Source organism: Mesorhizobium sp. M7A.F.Ca.CA.004.06.1.1, from assembly GCF_003999135.1.
Lineage (GTDB): Bacteria > Pseudomonadota > Alphaproteobacteria > Rhizobiales > Rhizobiaceae > Mesorhizobium.
In genome coordinates this window covers 1-419 of sequence record NZ_RZPQ01001475.1, presented here as the reverse complement: position 1 = coordinate 419, position 419 = coordinate 1, and the positions used below count along the sequence as shown (strand labels likewise).

1 protein-coding gene is annotated in these 419 nt (G+C 54.4%); it reads right to left on the bottom strand.

The annotated features are described in order from the left end of the window. Positions 1 to 14: 14 nt before the first annotated feature. The gene (locus EN906_RS37005; protein WP_013530241.1) at positions 15 to 383 is read right to left on the bottom strand and encodes a four helix bundle protein; all 369 of its coding nucleotides are present in this window, start codon (positions 381 to 383) and stop codon (positions 15 to 17) included. Positions 384 to 419 lie beyond the last annotated feature (36 nt).

The window sequence follows — 419 nt, the reverse complement described above, 5'->3', positions numbered from 1 at the left end:
GGGGAATAGGGAGGCTATTCGGCTGCAAGTTTACGGATGAGAAGCCGAAGAAGCTTTCCCACACTTTCGGTACTCGCCAACAATGGGCCGGACGTCGCTTTCGGCGCGATGCCAATACGTTCAGCAATCAGAAGCTGAGTTTCCAGTTCCTTCAATGATCCTTGGGCAATACGGAGAAATTGCAAATAGGAGCCTCGAATTTCCCTGCCATACCCCTCGGCTATGTTTGCCGGCACCGACGTTGCAGAGCGCCGCACTTGGCTGGTCAGCCCATAAAGCTCTTCTTTGGGCCAGGATTTAGTAGCACCGTAGACCGCCACCGCAAGATCCATCGCCTGCTCCCAAACAAGCAAGTCCTTGTAGGACCCTGTTTTTTCGGTCATCCGTCCCTACTCCCCTACTCCCCTACTCCCCTACTC

Bases quoted from the DNA above. Each gene is read 5' to 3' on its own strand.
- EN906_RS37005 (WP_013530241.1), bottom strand. From the start codon at position 383: ATGACCGAAAAAACAGGGTCCTACAAGGACTTGCTTGTTTGGGAGCAG.